This is a genomic window from Streptomyces africanus, assembly GCF_030816955.1.
Classification (GTDB): Bacteria; Actinomycetota; Actinomycetes; order Streptomycetales; family Streptomycetaceae; genus Streptomyces; species Streptomyces africanus.
The window spans coordinates 561,560-575,796 of record NZ_JAUSYP010000001.1; the positions used below are offsets into that span (position 1 = coordinate 561,560).

Consider the following 14,237-nt stretch of genomic DNA (forward strand, 5'->3'; position numbering starts at 1 on the left):
GGCGTTGGTCCTTTACGAGGAAGGGCTGAGTTATGAGGTGGGAGTCGAGGCGGCTCTGCGGCCCGCCCTCGCTGTGGAGATCTGCCGCACGACCCGGGGGCCGAGCACGGACAGAACGAGCAGGACGCCGGTGACGACGATCTGGGACTGGGCGGACACGTCCTGGAGGCTCATCACGTTCTGCAGCGCGCCGAGGAGGAATACCCCGGCGATCGCGCCGCCCAGCGTGCCCTTGCCGCCGTCGAAGTCGATGCCGCCGAGCAACACGGCGGCCACGACGGACAGTTCGAGGCCGGTGGCGTTGTCGTACCGCGCACTCGCGTAGTGCAACGCCCAGAAGATGCCCGTGAGGGAAGCCATCAGCCCCGTCACCGTGAACAGCAGCAGCTTCTGCCGCTTCACCCGGATCCCGGCGAACCGCGCGGCCTCCTCACTCGCCCCGATCGCGAACAGCGACCGCCCGAACGGCGTGGCGTGCAGCGCGACCACGGCGATGGCGAGCAGGACGAGGAACGGCAGGAAGGCGTACGGGATGAACGTGTCGCCGATGCGCCCGGCCGCGAAGTCCAGGTACTGGGTGGGGAAGTCGGTCACCGCGTCGGAGCCGAGCACGATCTGCGCGATACCCCGGTACGCGGCGAGCGTGCCGATGGTGACGGCCAGCGACGGCAACCCCAGCCTGGTCACCAGCAGTCCGTTCACCAGCCCGCAGACGACACCCAGCAGCAGACAGATCGGGATGATCGTCTCGATGGCCATGCCCTGGTTCCACAGCGCGCCCATCACCGCGCCGGACAGCCCCGCCGTGGACGCCACCGACAGGTCGATCTCCCCGGAGACGACCAGCAGGGTCATCGGCAGCGCGATCAGCGCGATCGGCAGCGTGTTGCCGATCAGGAACGACAGGTTGAGCGCGTTGCCGAACCCGTCGACGAAGCCGAAGGAGAACAGCAGGACGACGATGAGGAGGGCGCCGACGACCGTGTCCCAGCGGATCGCTCGGCTCAGGGAGATGTCAGCCATGGCGGGCGTTCCTCTTCTTCAGGGCGGAGGCCACGCGCAGCGCGACGATCCGGTCGACCGCGATGGCGAGGATGAGCAGGATGCCGTTGATCGCGAGCACCCACACGGAGCTGACGCCGAGGGCGGGCAGCACACTGTTGATGGAGGTCAGCAGCAGCGCACCGAGGGCCGCGCCGTAGACACTGCCGGAGCCGCCGGTGAAGACGACACCGCCGACCACGACCGCGCTGACGACGGTCAGTTCGTATCCGTTGCCGGTGCCGGAGTCGACGTTGCCGAACCGGGCGAGGTACATCGCGCCGGCGAGCCCGGCGAGGGCGCCGCAGAAGGTGTACGCGGCGAGGATCCGCTTGCGCACGGGGATGCCGGCGAGGCGGGCGGCCTCGGGGTTGGAACCCAGGGCGTACAGCTCCCGGCCGCTGGCGAAGTGCTTGAGGTAATAGGCCGTCGCCACCAACACCACCAGGGCGATCAGCGCCAGGTACGGCACCGCCGAGATGCCGCCGGAGCCGAAGTCGACGAATCCGCCGGGCAGATCGGCCGCGGTGATCTGGCTGGAGCCGACCCAGATGGAGTCGACGCCGCGGATGATGTAGAGCGTGCCGAGGGTGACGACGAGCGCGGGCACCTGGCCGAGGCTGACGAGCAGGCCGTTGAGCAGTCCGAAGCCGATGCCGAGCAGGATCGCCAGCGCGATCGCCACGACCGCGTTGCCGCCGCCCTGGAGATACGTGCCGGCGGCGAAGGCGCTGATGCCGAGCGTGGATCCGACGGACAGGTCGACGTTGCGGGTGATGACGACGAGGGACTGGCCGGTGGCGACCAGCACGAGGATCGTCGCGTTCAGCAGCAGGTCCTTGATGCCCTGTTCGGACAGGAACTGGCTGTTGCCGGCCTGGGTGACGGCGATCATCACCAGGAAGACGACGAGGATGGCGAGTTCGCGCATCTTGAAGACGCGGTCGACGAGGCGGGTGCCGCTCGACTTGGGCACGTCGGCCACGGGGGCCTCTTGTGGGGTGACGACCGTCATGCGGCGGCCCTCCCGGTGGCTGCGGCCATCACGGTTTCCTCGGTGGCGTCGGAGCGTGGGATCTCGGCGGTGAGCCGGCCCTCGTGCATGACCAGCACGCGGTCGGCCATGCCGAGGATCTCGGGCAGGTCGGAGGAGATCATCAGGACGGCCACGCCGTCGGCGGCCAGCTGGGACAGCAGCCGGTGCACCTCGGCCTTGGTACCGACGTCGATGCCGCGGGTCGGCTCGTCGACGATCAGCACCCTGGGCGCGGTGGCGAGCCACTTGGCGAGCACGACCTTCTGCTGGTTGCCGCCGGACAGGGTGTTGACGGTGTCGGCGATCCGGGCGTACTTGACCTGGAGCTTGACGGCCCAGTCGAGGGAGCGGCTGCGCTCGGCGCCGCGGTCCATCAGGCCCGCCTTCACGGTGGAGCGCAGTCCGGTGAGCCCGATGTTCCGCTCGATGGACATGTCCATCACCAGGCCCTGGGCGCGCCGGTCCTCGGGGACCAGGGCGAGTCCGGCGGCCATCGCGGTGGACGGGGCACCGTTGACCAGGGCCTTGCCGTCGACGGAGACCTCGCCGGCGTCCCAGCGGTCGATGCCGAACACGGCCCGGGCGACCTCCGTGCGTCCGGCGCCGACGAGTCCGGCGAGGCCGACGATCTCGCCGTGCCGCACCTCGAAGGAGACGTCGGTGAACACCCCCTCGCGGGTCAGTCGGCGCACGCTCAGGGCGACCTCGCCCGGCCGCACGTCCTGCTTGGGGTAGAGCTCGTCGAGGTCGCGGCCGACCATGCGGCGCACGAGGTCGTCCTCGGTCATGCCCTCCAGCGGCTCGCTGCCGACCCAGGCGCCGTCGCGCAGGGTGGTGACCCGCCGGCAGATCTCGAAGATCTCCTCCAGCCGGTGGGAGATGAACAGCACGGCCGCGCCCTGTTCGCGCAGGGTGCGTACGACGCCGAAGAGGCGGGCGACCTCGCTGCCGGTGAGCGCGGCGGTGGGCTCGTCCATGATCAGGACGCGGGCGTCGAAGGAGAGGGCCTTGGCGATCTCGACGATCTGCTGGTCGGCGATGGACAGGCCGCGGGCGGGCCGGTCGGGGTCGAGTTCGACTCCGAGGCGCTCCATGAGGGCGGCGGTCGCGTTGTGCGTGGCCTTGTGGTCGATCCGGCCGAGGGCGCGCCGGGGCTGGCGGCCCATGTAGATGTTCTCGGCGATCGACAGGTCGGGGAAGAGCGTGGGCTCCTGGTAGATCACGGCGATGCCGGCGTCGCGGGCGTCGCCGGGACCGTGGAAGGCGACGGGCGCACCGTCGAGCAGCACCTGGCCGGTGTCCGGCCGGTGCACCCCGGCGAGCGTCTTGATGAGGGTCGACTTGCCGGCACCGTTCTCACCGGCGAGGGCGTGCACCTCCCCGGGGAACAGCTCAAGGGAGACGTCCCGCAGTGCGCGGACCGCGCCGAAGGACTTGGAGACGTCCTTCAGTGCCAGAACCGGGGCCAAACCCGTGGTGGACGGGTGGGTCATGGGGGCTCCTCGACGACGCCGGCGGGACCGCCTCTCGGCGTCGTGGGCGTCGTGAAAGGTTTCAACTGGATTGCCGGGACGTTAGGCGGGTCGCGCATGTCACGTCAATGGGTTCCGGTCGAAAAAGTTTCGAGGACAAAAGGTCACGCCCTGGTCACGAGCAACCGTGTCGACCGGAGGGGTTGACACCCCTTCGGGGGGCCCATAACTTCGCGTCCTGAATCGTTTCATTCGGTGGTCGTTACGACCCGATGCCTCAGGAGCCCTGACGTGACCGAGCTCGCCGCGGTGAAGGCCGCTCTCAAGACCCAGGCAGTCGAGACGCCGTCGTGGGCGTACGGGAACTCGGGCACGCGTTTCAAGGTGTTCGCTCAAGCGGGTGTGCCGCGCAATCCGTACGAGAAGCTGGACGACGCGGCGAAGGTGCACGAGTTCACGGGGGTCGCCCCGACCGTCGCCCTGCACATCCCGTGGGACAAGGTCGACGACTACGCGGCGCTGGCGAAGCATGCGGAGCAGCGCGGGGTGAAGCTCGGCGCGATCAACTCCAACACGTTCCAGGACGACGACTACAAGCTCGGGAGCATCTGCCACCCGGAGGCTTCTGTGCGCCGGAAGGCCGTCGACCACCTGCTGGAGTGTGTCGACATCATGGATGCGACCGGGTCCAGCGATCTGAAGCTGTGGTTCGCCGACGGGACGAACTATCCCGGGCAGGACGACATCCGGGCCCGGCAGGACCGGCTCGCCGAGGGGCTCGCGGAGGTCTACGAGCGGCTGGGTGACGGGCAGCGGATGCTGCTGGAGTACAAGTTCTTCGAGCCGGCGTTCTACTCGACCGATGTGCCGGACTGGGGCACGGCGTACGCCCACTGCCTGAAGCTCGGGCCGAAGGCGCAGGTCGTCGTCGACACGGGGCATCACGCGCCGGGCACCAATATCGAGTTCATCGTGGCGACGCTGCTGCGGGAGGGGAAGCTCGGGGGGTTCGACTTCAACTCTCGGTTCTACGCGGACGACGACCTGATGGTGGGCGCGGCCGATCCCTTCCAGCTGTTCCGGATCATGTACGAGGTGATCCGGGGCGGGGGGTTCTCGCCCGAGGTGGCGTTCATGCTCGACCAGTGCCACAACATCGAGGCGAAGATCCCGGCGATCATCCGGTCGGTGATGAATGTGCAGGAGGCGACGGCGAAGGCGCTGCTCGTCGACCGGGAGGCGCTGGGTGAGGCGCAGAGGTCGGGGGACGTCCTCGGGGCGAATGCCGTGCTGATGGACGCGTACAACACCGACGTGCGTCCTCTTCTCGCCGAGGTGCGGGGGGAACTGGGGCTCGACCCGGATCCGATCGCCGCGTATCGCCGTTCCGGGTGGGGCGGAGAAGATCGTTGATGAGCGGGTTGGCGGGGAGCAGGCGGGGTGGGGTGCGTAAGCGTCTGCCGAGATCTGTTGTCTGCGGGGTGCGGGCCGAGTGTGGCTGGTCGCGCAGTTCCCCGCGCCCCTGAAGGCACCTCACCCGCTCTCTTTTGAAAAGGAACTGTCATGGCAACCCATCCCGAAGCTGCCGCCCTGCTCGCTCGGTCGCATCGGCTCGGCTCCGATCCCCGTAACACCAACTACGCGGGGGGCAACGCCTCCGCCAAGGGCACCGAGACCGACCCCGTCACCGGTGGCGATGTCGAGCTGATGTGGGTCAAGGGGTCCGGTGGGGATCTCGGGACGCTGACCGAGGCCGGGCTGGCCGTGCTGCGGCTGGACCGGATGCGGGCGCTCGTCGACGTCTACCCGGGTGTCGAGCGCGAGGACGAGATGGTCGCCGCGTTCGACTACTGCCTGCACGGGAAGGGCGGTGCGGCTCCCTCCATCGACACGGCCATGCACGGGCTCGTCGAGGCCGCGCACGTCGATCATCTGCACCCGGACTCCGGTATCGCGCTGGCGTGTGCCGCCGACGGGGAGAAGCTGACCGCCGAGTGTTTCGGGGACAGTGTCGTGTGGGTGCCGTGGCGGCGGCCCGGATTCCAGCTGGGGCTGGACATCGCGGCCGTGAAGGAGGCCAATCCGCAGGCCATCGGGTGCATTCTCGGCGGGCACGGGATCACCGCCTGGGGTGACACGTCCGAGGAGTGCGAGCGGAACTCGCTGCACATCATCCGGACCGCGGAGAAGTTCCTCGCCGAGCGCGGCAAGGACGAGCCCTTCGGGCCGGTGATCGAGGGGTACGCCGCGCTGGGTGCCGGGGAGCGCCGGGAGCGGGCCGCCGCCCTCGCGCCGCACGTCCGTGCCCTCGCTTCCCAGGACCGGCCCCAGGTCGGGCACTTCAACGACTCCGAGGTGGTTCTCGACTTCCTGGCGAGCGCCGAGCATCCGCGGCTGGCCGCGCTGGGCACCTCCTGCCCGGACCACTTCCTGCGGACCAAGGTGCGGCCGCTGGTCCTGGACCTGCCGCCGACCGCTCCGCTCGACGAGGCCGTCGCCCGGCTGAAGGAGCTGCACGCGGAGTACCGCGAGGAGTACGCCGCCTACTACCAGCGGCACGCCGAACCCGACTCCCCCGCCATGCGCGGCGCCGACCCGGCGATCGTGCTGGTCCCGGGCGTGGGCATGTTCAGCTTCGGCAAGGACAAGCAGACCGCGCGGGTGGCCGGCGAGTTCTACGTCAACGCCATCAATGTGATGCGCGGCGCGGAGGCGGTGTCCACGTACGCGCCGATCGAGGAGTCCGAGAAGTTCCGCATCGAGTACTGGGCCCTTGAGGAGGCCAAGCTCCAGCGGATGCCGAAGCCCAAGGCCCTCGCGACGCGGGTGGCGCTGGTGACCGGTGCCGGCAGCGGGATCGGGAAGGCCATCGCGCACCGGCTGGCCGCCGAGGGCGCCTGTGTCGTCGTGGCCGACCTGAACGGCGAGAACGCGGCCGCGGTGGCGGAGGAGCTGGGCGGGCCGGACAAGGCCGTCGCCGTGACCGTGGACGTCACGTCAGAGGAGCAGATCGCCGAGGCGTTCCGGGCGGCCGTGCTGGCCTTCGGCGGTGTCGATCTCGTCGTCAACAACGCCGGTATCTCGATCTCCAAGCCGCTGCTGGAGACCTCGGCGAAGGACTGGGACCTGCAGCACGACATCATGGCGCGCGGGTCCTTCCTGGTGTCGCGGGAAGCGGCGCGGGTGATGATCGCGCAGCAGCTGGGCGGCGACATCGTCTACATCGCGTCGAAGAACGCCGTGTTCGCCGGGCCCAACAACATCGCCTATTCGGCCACCAAGGCAGACCAGGCCCATCAGGTGCGGCTGCTCGCCGCCGAGCTGGGCGAGCACGGCATCCGCGTCAACGGCGTCAACCCGGACGGGGTCGTGCGCGGCTCCGGGATCTTCGCCGGCGGGTGGGGGGCCCAGCGGGCCGCCGTGTACGGGGTCGAGGAGGAGAAGCTCGGCGAGTTCTACGCCCAGCGGACCATCCTCAAGCGTGAGGTGCTGCCCGAGCATGTCGCGAACGCGGTCTTCGCCCTCACCGGCGGCGACCTGACCCACACCACCGGGCTGCACGTCCCGGTCGACGCCGGCGTCGCGGCCGCCTTCCTGCGGTGAGCGCGGCCGTGAAGTCGTACGCCGCGGTCGACCTCGGCGCGTCCAGCGGGCGCGTCATGGTCGGCCGCGTCGGCCCCGACAGCCTGGAGCTGACCGAGGCGCACCGCTTCCCGAACCGGCCCGTGCGGGTGCCCGAGGGGCTGCGCTGGGACGTGCTGGGGCTGTACGCGGGAGTGCTGGACGGGTTGAAGGCGGCCGGGCAGGTCGACTCCGTCGGGATCGACAGCTGGGCCGTGGACTACGGGCTGCTCGACGCGGACGGGGCGCTGCTCGGCAATCCCGTGCACTACCGGGACTCCCGGACGGAGGGGGTCGCGGAGAAGGTGTGGGCGACCGTCCCGGCGGAGGAGCTGTACGCGGCGACCGGGTTGCAGTACGCGCCCTTCAACACCCTGTACCAGTTGACGGCGGCTCGGTCCTCGGCCCAGCTGTCCGCCGCCGAGCGGCTGTTGCTCATCCCCGACCTCCTGACGTACTGGCTGACGGGCGAGCAGGGCACCGAGCTCACCAACGCCTCGACGACCCAGCTGATCGATCCCCGGACGCGCGACTGGTCGTACGACATCGCCTCGCGGCTGGGGATCGACCTGGGGCTGTTCGCGCCGCTGCGGCAGCCCGGGGATCCGGCGGGTGTGCTGCGCGGGGCGGTGCTGGAGGAGACCGGGCTGACCGGGCCCGTGCCCGTGACGGCGGTCGGGTCGCACGACACCGCGTCGGCCGTGGCCGCCGTACCCGCCGGGCGGGAGCGGTTCGCGTACATCTGCACCGGCACCTGGTCCCTGGCCGGTCTGGAGCTGGACGCGCCGGTGCTGACCGAGGAGAGCCGGGCGGCCAACTTCACCAACGAACTCGGGCTGGACGGCACGGTCCGGTACCTGCGCAACATCATGGGGCTGTGGCTGCTCCAGGAGTGCGTGCGGGCCTGGGGCGAGACGGACCTGGGCGCGCTGCTGCTGGAGGCGTCCAAGGTGGAGGCGCTGCGGTCGGTCGTGGACGCGGGCGACGCGGCGTTTCTCGCGCCGGGGCGGATGCCGGAGCGGATCGCCGAGGCGTGCCGGGCCTCGGGGCAGCCGGTGCCCGAGTCGCCGGCCGAGGTGACGCGCTGCATCCTCGACTCCCTCGCCCTCGCCCACCGCAAGGCCGTCCAGGACGCGCAGCGGCTCGCCGGGCATCCGGTCGACGTGGTGCACGTGGTCGGCGGCGGTACGCGCAACGCGCTGCTGTGCCAGCTGACCGCCGACGCCTGCGGGTTGCCGGTGGTGGCGGGGCCGACCGAGGCCGCCGCCCTGGGGAACGTGCTCGTGCAGGCGCGGGCCCACGGTCTGGCCGGTGATCTGGCGGGGATGCGGCGGCTGCTCGTCCGCACCCAGCCGCTCACGCGCTACGAGCCGCGCGCCGGGACCGAGCGGTGGCGCGCCGCGCAGGACCGGCTCGCCGGGAACTGACGGGGTCTCCCCCCGGTCCCGTCCCCGCACTACGCTGCACTCATCCGATGATCGACCACAAGGAGCCGCGATGCGTGTCGCCCTGTTCCTGACCTGCGTCAACGACACGCTGTATCCGGACACCGGGCGCGCCGTGGTGAAACTGCTGACCAGACTGGGCGTCGACGTCGACTTCCCGATGGCGCAGACCTGCTGCGGCCAGGCGCACTACAACACCGGATACCGTCACGAGGCCGAACCGCTCGCCCGGCACTTCTCCGATGTCTTCGGCGAGTACGAGGCGATCGTGACGCCGTCCGGGTCGTGCGGGGCGATGGTGCGGGAGCTGTATCCGCGGATGGGCGAGCGGGCCCGGGCCGAGGGGCGCGGGGACGCCCTCGCGGCGACGCTGGCGCCGGTCGTGCCGAAGACGTACGAGCTCACGGAGTTCCTGGTGGACGTGCTGGGCGTGACGGACGTCGGGGCGTACTACCCGCACAGGGTGACCTACCACCCGACCTGTCACGGTCTGCGCGGGCTGGGCCTCGGCGACCGGCCGACGCGGCTGCTCCAGGCCGTGAAGGGGCTGGAGCTGGCCGAGCTGCCGGGGGCCGACGAGTGCTGCGGGTTCGGCGGCACCTTCGCACTGAAGAACGCCGACGTCTCGGCGGCCATGGGCGCCGACAAGGTGCGCAACGCCGAGTCGACGGGCGCGGAGGTACTGTGCGCGGCCGACAACTCCTGTCTGATGCACATCGGCGGGACGATGACCCGGCTACGGACTGGCATGCGGCCGGTGCACATCGCGGAGATCCTGGCGAGCACGGAGGAGGAACCGGCCGTATGAGCGGGACGTTCGTCGGGATGCCGGCGTTTCCGGAGGCCGCGCGGGAGGCCGTGGGCAACGAGACCCTGCGCGGCAATCTGCGGCACGCCACGCACACCATCCGTGCCAAGCGGGCCAAGGCCGTGACGGAGGTGTCCGACTGGGCCGAGCTGCGCGAGGCGGGCAAGCGGATCAAGGACCACACGCTGCGCCATCTCGACCGCTACCTGGAGCAGTTGGAGGAGGCGGTGACGGCGGCCGGCGGCATCGTCCACTGGGCCGCCGACGCGGCCGAGGCCAACGAGATCGTCACCCAGCTCGTGAAGATGACCGGCGAGTCGGAGGTCGTCAAGGTCAAGTCGATGGCCACGCAGGAGATCGGGCTCAACGAGGCGCTTCAGGCCGAGGGCATCCGCGCCTACGAGACGGATCTCGCCGAGCTGATCGTACAGTTGGGCAAGGACCGGCCCTCGCACATCCTCGTGCCGGCCATCCACCGCAACCGCGGCGAGATCCGCGACATCTTCTCCCGTGAGATGAGCGAGTGGGGCCGCCCGGCCCCCGAGGGCCTCACCGACACGCCCGCCGAACTCGCCGAGGCGGCCCGGCTGCACCTGCGGGAGAAGTTCCTGCGCGCCAAGGTCGGCATCTCCGGGGCCAACTTCATGGTCGCCGAGACGGGCACGCTGGTGGTCGTGGAGTCGGAGGGCAACGGCCGGATGTGCCTGACGCTGCCCGAGACGCTGATCTCGGTCGTCGGCATCGAGAAGATCGTGCCGACGTGGCGGGACCTGGAGGTGTTCCTGCAGACCCTCCCCCGCTCCTCGACGGCCGAGCGCATGAACCCGTACACGTCCACCTGGACCGGCACGACCGACGGGGACGGGCCGAGCACCTTCCATCTGGTGCTGCTGGACAACGGCCGCACCGACACCCTCGCCGACGAGGTCGGCCGGCAGGCGCTGCGCTGCATCCGCTGCTCGGCGTGCCTGAACGTGTGCCCGGTGTACGAGCGGGCCGGCGGCCACGCCTACGGCTCGGTGTACCCGGGCCCGATCGGTGCGATCCTCAGCCCCCAACTGCGAGGCACGGGCAGCGAGATCGACGCCTCGCTGCCGTACGCGTCCTCGCTGTGCGGGGCGTGCTACGAGGTGTGCCCGGTCGCCATCGACATCCCCGAGGTGCTGGTGCATCTGCGGGAACGGGTGGTGGAGGGCGGGGAGGTCACCCGGGAGGGCAACAAGGTGGTGCTGCGGCCGGCGAAGGGGCACGCCGCCGAGCGGGCGGCGATGCGCGCGGCACGCTGGGCGTTCACGCGCCCGGGCGCGCTGCGCACCGGCCAGCGCGCCGCCTCCCGGACCCGGCGCTTCCATCCCCGTACGCTGCCGGGGCCCGGCCGGGCCTGGAGCGGAACCCGGGATCTGCCACCGGTGCCCGCCGAGCCGTTCCGGGACTGGTGGCAGCGGACGCGCGGCGGGAAGGACGGGGCCAAGTGAACAGCAGGGAGCGGATTCTCGGGCGGGTGCGGCGCGCGCTGGCGGACGTACCGCGTGACGACACGCCGTACGAGCAGGCGGTCGCGCGTGACTATGCGCGCGAGCACGGGGACCGGAGCGTCTCGGAGACGGTGGATCTGCTCGCCGAGAACCTGGCGGACTACCGGGCGATCGTGCACCGTACGGACGCCGAGGGGCTGGCCGGGCTGATCGCGGGGCTGCTGGAGAAGCGCGGCTCGGCGTCCGTGCTGGTGCCGCCCGGGCTGGACGAGGGGTGGCTGGCGGCGACCGGTGTGACCCGGGTGGCGGACCGGGCGGAGAGCACGCCGGATGAACTCGACCGGGTGGACAGTGTGGTGACGGCCTGTGCGGTCGCGATCGCGGAGACCGGGACGATCGTGCTGGACGGCTCGCCCGACCAGGGCCGCCGCCGGATCACGCTCGTCCCGGACCACCACATCTGCGTCGTGCGCGTCCCCGGCCAGGTCGTGTCGTCCGTGCCGCAGGGCCTGGAACGCCTCGACCCGGCGCGGCCGTTGACCTGGATCTCCGGTCCGTCGGCGACCAGTGACATCGAGCTGGACCGGGTCGAGGGGGTGCACGGTCCGCGCACGCTTGAGGTGATCCTGGTGGGCGGGGCCTGACGGGCGGAACGCCGGCTCAGGGCAGGATCGAGTCGACGTAGCCGCCGTCGACGCGCAGGGCGCCGCCGGTCGTCGCCGAGGCCTGGTCGGAGGCGAGGTAGACGACCATGTGGGCGATCTCCTCCGGCTCGATCAGCCGCTGGAGCAGGGACTGCGGCCGGTGCTCTCGCATGAAGGCGCGCTGGGCCTCGTCCCAGGGCAGGTCGCGGTCGACGAGCGGGTAGACGAAGTCCTCGACGCCGCCGGTGTGGGTCGGCCCGGCGATGACGGAGTTCATTGCTGGAGTGATCGAGCCGTGCTGGAGTGACCGAGTACCCGTGGCCGGCGCACGGGTACTGGGGGTGTCGCCGAGCACACCCCGCGCTACGGGTTCTGCACGCGGAGCCTCCGTGACATCATCGGTGAGCAAGCGCTTGGACACCTGTCTGCCCTGCCCGCTGCCGCCGACCTGGAGGCCCCGTTGTTCACATCCGTCGACGACGTCTCCGCACGTCTGGCCGAGACCGGCTATCTCGCCTCGCCCGCCGTCGCCACGACCGTCTTCCTCGCCGACCGCCTGGGCAAACCGCTGCTGGTGGAGGGCCCGGCCGGCGTCGGCAAGACGGAGCTCGCCAAGGCCGTCGCCGAGGTGGCGGGGGCGCGGCTGGTGCGCCTCCAGTGCTACGAGGGGGTCGACGAGTCCCGGGCGCTGTACGAGTGGAACCACGCCAAGCAGCTCCTGCGCATCAGCGCGGGCCGCGACGAGACGTGGGACGAGACGCGCACGGACATCTTCAGCGAGGAGTTCCTGCTCACACGGCCGCTGCTGACCGCCATCCGGGGCGACGACCCGAAGGTGCTGCTGATCGACGAGACCGACAAGGCGGACGTCGAGGTGGAGGGCCTGCTCCTGGAAGTGCTCAGCGACTTCCAGGTGACCGTGCCCGAGCTGGGCACCATCACCGCGACGCGCCGCCCCTTCGTCGTCCTCACGTCCAACGCGAGCCGGGAGCTGTCCGAGGCGCTGCGCCGCCGCTGCCTCTTCCTCCACATCGGCTTCCCCGAGGAGGAGCTGGAGCGCCGGATCGTACGGCTGAAGGTACCGGGGCTCGACGAGGCGCTGGCCCGCTCGGTCGTCCGGGTCGTGGGTGCGCTGCGGGCGATGGACCTGCGCAAGGTGCCGTCGGTCGCCGAGACCATCGACTGGACGCGCACGCTGCTCGCCCTCGGTGCGGACACCCTGGACGAGACGGTCGTGCGGGCCACCCTCGGGGTGCTCCTCAAGCACCAGGACGACGTGCTCAAGGCGACCGCCAAGCTCGACCTGGACGCCCTGTGACCACCCCGGCGGGCGTCGCGGAGCGGCTGACCTCCCTGGTCGGGGCGTTGCGCGCGCACGGCATGCGGATCGGCACCGGCGAGTCGGTCGACGCGGCACGGGCGGTCGAGGCGCTCGGCCTCGCGGACCGGGAGCTGCTGCGCGAGGGGCTCGCGGCGACGCTGCTGCACGGCCCCGGCGGGCGGCAGGTGTTCGACCCGGTCTTCGACCTGTACTTCCCGCGCGGTGTCGGCGGGCCGGAGGAGAAGGCCGCGGGCCGGGACGATCTGCGCGACCGGCTGGCGGCCGCGCTCGCCGCCGACGACCAGGTGCTGCTGGGCCGGCTGGCGGTCGAGGCGGTCGACGGTTTCGGCGGCTATGGTTCCGCGCCGGAGTCGGACGGCTGGTCGTCGTACCAGACGCTGGAACGGCTGCGTCCGCAGACTCTGCTCGCCCGGGTCCGCGACGACGTGCGCGGCACGGGCGGGGGTGAGGGGTTCGCGGACCGGCTGCTGGAGGACGAGATCCGGCGGCGTATCGAGACCTTCCGCGCGTTGGTGGCGGCGGAGGCGCGGCGCCGGGTCGCCGAGCGGCGCGGGCGGGACGAGATCGCCCGGCGGGCGGTGGCCCCGACCGCCGACCAGGTCGAGTTCCTGTTCGCCGGCAAGGCCCGGCTGGCCGAGTTGCGCAGGACGGTTCAGCCGCTCGCCCGCAAGCTCGCGACCCGGCTCGCGGCCCGCCGCCGCCGTGCCTCCCGGGGCGCGATCGACCTGCGGCGGACCCTGCGCGGTTCGCTGTCGACGGGCGGCGTGCCGATGAGGCCGGTGCTGCGCAGACGGCGTCCCGTCCGCCCCGAACTGGTGCTGCTGTGCGATGTGTCGGGATCGGTGTCCGGCTTCTCCGACTTCACGATGCTGCTGGTGCAGGCGCTGCACGACCAGTTCAGCAAGGTGCGGGTGTTCGCCTTCGTCAACCGGATCGACGAGGTGACCGGGCTCCTGCGGCACGGCACCGCGGACCCGGAAGGACTCAGTGCCCGTATCCAGGCGGAGGCCACGCTCACGGGCTGGCACGGCAGCAGCGACTACGGCATGGCGCTGGGCGAGTTCGCGGAACGCCACGGTGACGCGGTCGGCCCGCGCACGACCGTGTTCGTCCTCGGTGACGCCCGCACGAACATGAGCGATCCGAACCTGCCGGCCGTGCGGCAGATCGCCGAACGGGCCCGCCGCGTCTACTGGCTGAACCCCGAGCAGCGGTCGCGCTGGGGCACGGGCGATTCCGCCGCGCCCGCCTACGCCGAGCTGGCCGAGATGCACGAGTGCCGCACCGTCCGGCAGTTGAGCGCCCTGGTGGGGCGGCTACTGCCGGTGTGATCAGGCGGCGGCGAGCCGCGGC

At 71.2% G+C, this 14,237-nt stretch carries 10 protein-coding genes and 2 pseudogenes; 8 read left to right on the plus strand and 4 right to left on the minus strand.

From position 1 onward, the window contains the following. Window positions 1-30: 30 nt before the first annotated feature. From QF034_RS02890 to QF034_RS02900, 3 genes are read right to left on the minus strand one after another with little or no spacing between them, the layout of a single operon-like run. Complete coding sequence (locus tag QF034_RS02890; RefSeq protein WP_307173393.1) at window positions 31-1,023, minus strand: ABC transporter permease; 993 nt, start codon at window positions 1,021-1,023, stop codon at window positions 31-33. After that, window positions 1,016-2,056, minus strand: coding sequence for an ABC transporter permease (locus tag QF034_RS02895; protein WP_307173394.1), 1,041 nt, complete (start codon window positions 2,054-2,056; stop codon window positions 1,016-1,018). Before QF034_RS02895 ends, QF034_RS02890 begins: the two co-directional genes overlap by 8 nt. Next, entirely contained in the window at window positions 2,053-3,570 is a 1,518-nt protein-coding gene (locus tag QF034_RS02900; RefSeq protein WP_307173395.1) for a sugar ABC transporter ATP-binding protein, read from the minus strand. The genes QF034_RS02895 and QF034_RS02900 overlap by 4 nt, the downstream gene beginning before the upstream one ends. A 270-nt stretch (window positions 3,571-3,840) precedes the next feature. On the opposite strand from QF034_RS02900, the pseudogene rhaI reads away from it, so the two are divergent. The 6 genes and pseudogenes from rhaI (at window position 3,841) to QF034_RS02930 (ending at window position 11,542) form a co-directional block, all read left to right on the plus strand. Continuing rightward, window positions 3,841-5,002, plus strand: a pseudogene (rhaI, locus tag QF034_RS02905) (L-rhamnose isomerase). Window positions 5,003-5,112: 110 nt separating this feature from the next. Then, complete coding sequence (locus tag QF034_RS02910; protein WP_307173396.1) at window positions 5,113-7,152, plus strand: bifunctional aldolase/short-chain dehydrogenase; 2,040 nt, start codon at window positions 5,113-5,115, stop codon at window positions 7,150-7,152. Continuing rightward, window positions 7,149-8,597, plus strand: a complete 1,449-nt coding sequence (locus QF034_RS02915) for a rhamnulokinase (protein WP_307173397.1) — start codon at window positions 7,149-7,151, stop codon at window positions 8,595-8,597. Before QF034_RS02910 ends, QF034_RS02915 begins: the two co-directional genes overlap by 4 nt. 70 nt (window positions 8,598-8,667) lie before the next feature. Next, a complete protein-coding gene (locus QF034_RS02920) occupies window positions 8,668-9,423 on the plus strand; it encodes a (Fe-S)-binding protein (protein ID WP_307173398.1) in 756 nt (251 codons plus the stop codon). Continuing rightward, the gene (locus QF034_RS02925; protein ID WP_307173399.1) at window positions 9,420-10,898 is read left to right on the plus strand and encodes a LutB/LldF family L-lactate oxidation iron-sulfur protein; all 1,479 of its coding nucleotides are present in this window, start codon (window positions 9,420-9,422) and stop codon (window positions 10,896-10,898) included. Before QF034_RS02920 ends, QF034_RS02925 begins: the two co-directional genes overlap by 4 nt. Then, the gene (locus QF034_RS02930) at window positions 10,895-11,542 is read left to right on the plus strand and encodes a LutC/YkgG family protein (protein WP_307173400.1); all 648 of its coding nucleotides are present in this window, start codon (window positions 10,895-10,897) and stop codon (window positions 11,540-11,542) included. Before QF034_RS02925 ends, QF034_RS02930 begins: the two co-directional genes overlap by 4 nt. A gap of 16 nt (window positions 11,543-11,558) precedes the next feature. Here QF034_RS02930 and QF034_RS02935 read toward each other — a convergent pair. Then, window positions 11,559-11,819 (minus strand): annotated as a pseudogene (locus QF034_RS02935) (SDR family oxidoreductase); the annotation flags it as partial. 183 nt (window positions 11,820-12,002) lie between these two features. Here QF034_RS02935 and QF034_RS02940 point away from each other — a divergent pair. Both QF034_RS02940 and QF034_RS02945 read left to right on the plus strand, forming a co-directional pair. After that, on the plus strand, window positions 12,003-12,860 hold the full coding sequence (locus tag QF034_RS02940) for an AAA family ATPase (protein ID WP_307173401.1): 858 nt from the start codon (window positions 12,003-12,005) through the stop codon (window positions 12,858-12,860). Further along, window positions 12,857-14,215: a VWA domain-containing protein gene (locus tag QF034_RS02945; protein ID WP_307173402.1), complete on the plus strand. Its 1,359-nt coding sequence runs from the start codon at window positions 12,857-12,859 to the stop codon at window positions 14,213-14,215. The genes QF034_RS02940 and QF034_RS02945 overlap by 4 nt, the downstream gene beginning before the upstream one ends. The last annotated feature ends 22 nt before the right edge of the window (window positions 14,216-14,237 follow it).